Origin of the sequence: Flavobacterium sp. 2755, from assembly GCF_031455715.1 — a bacterium.
GTDB lineage: Bacteria > Bacteroidota > Bacteroidia > Flavobacteriales > Flavobacteriaceae > Flavobacterium.
In genome coordinates this window covers 1-1,335 of record NZ_JAVDTG010000022.1, presented here as the reverse complement: position 1 = coordinate 1,335, position 1,335 = coordinate 1, and the positions used below count along the sequence as shown (strand labels likewise).

Annotated in this window: 1 pseudogene; it reads left to right on the top strand. The window is 38.2% G+C overall.

From position 1 onward, the window contains the following. Positions 1–1,335: pseudogene (locus J2Y38_RS24560) on the top strand (hypothetical protein); the annotation flags it as partial.

Genomic DNA, 1,335 nt, shown 5'->3' with positions numbered 1-1,335 from the left:
GTAACTGCGGGAACAGGAACAGCACCTTACCAATACAGCTTCAATGGAACAAATTATAGTACAACAAATACGTTGACTACTTATAATGCAGGATTAGTTACAGCTTATGTAAAAGATGCTAACAACTGTATGATTGCAGTGCCGGTTACTATTACTATCCCAGCGTTAAATGCGCCGACAAATATGGATATTAACGGAACACCAATTTATTGTGCTCCAGCGGTAAACACAACAAGTACAGTTACAATTAGTAACGTAGTTAATGGTGTAGGAACACTTCAATATGAGATTCTTTCTCCAATCGCTGTAGCGAAACAAACTTCAGCGGTATTTGCAGGATTAACCCCAGACACTTACTTATTCCAGGTAACTGATGCTAACGGCTGTACTTACCAGGAATCATATACTATTAAACCAGTAACTAATATTACAGTTGCAGGTCAATTAGTAAGTGATGTGGTTTGTAACGGACAGTCAAATGGAGCAGTTAAATTTACAGTTGCAAATTACACAGGTACTTATACAGCTGTATTAACTGCAGGAACAGGTACATTAGCTATAACAGGAAATACAGTTAACGTTACAGGATTAGTTCCGGGAACATACACTGTTCTTATTACTGATGCAATCACAGGATGTACAGCAACTGCTTCAGTAGTTGTGGCTCAGCCAACAGCTCTAGGTCTTAATGTGGTAAGCAACATAAATGCAAATTGTAATTTTGGTGCAAAAGTTACTGTTTTAGCAAACGGAGGAACACCAAACTATACTTATGCATTTGTTGAGAATGGAGTTACTCCACAGGCTTCAGATTACACAAATATTGCAAGCGCAGTATTATCTCCGGCTGTAAATACACAATGGGATGTTTATGTACTGGATGCGAATGGATGTAGAACTCAAATTCCTGTTACAATTGCTACAGATGCATTGCCAACAATTGATTTAACTGCTTCAGTATACTGTTACACAGGAGGTCCAGTTCCAATTACAATTACAGGAACAGGTGTTGCGCCTCTAACATACAGCATTGGTAACGGATATCAATCTAGCCCTAACTTTGTATTGAATGCACCAGGAAACTACACATTCTATATTAAAGATGGTAACGGTTGTATCGTTTCAAGCCCTTACAAATTAAATCAGGAATTATTATTACAAGCTTCTTTAACACAAGATTTAACTTGTGCAGGATCAGCTGTTATTACATTATCGGCAACTCAGGGTACTCTTACTTACACAGGATTCGAAGTTGACTTTAATGCAGGAGGATACTTCCCTGCAACATCACCTTATACTGCTACTGCAGCTGGAACTTATACTTTCAGAGTAACA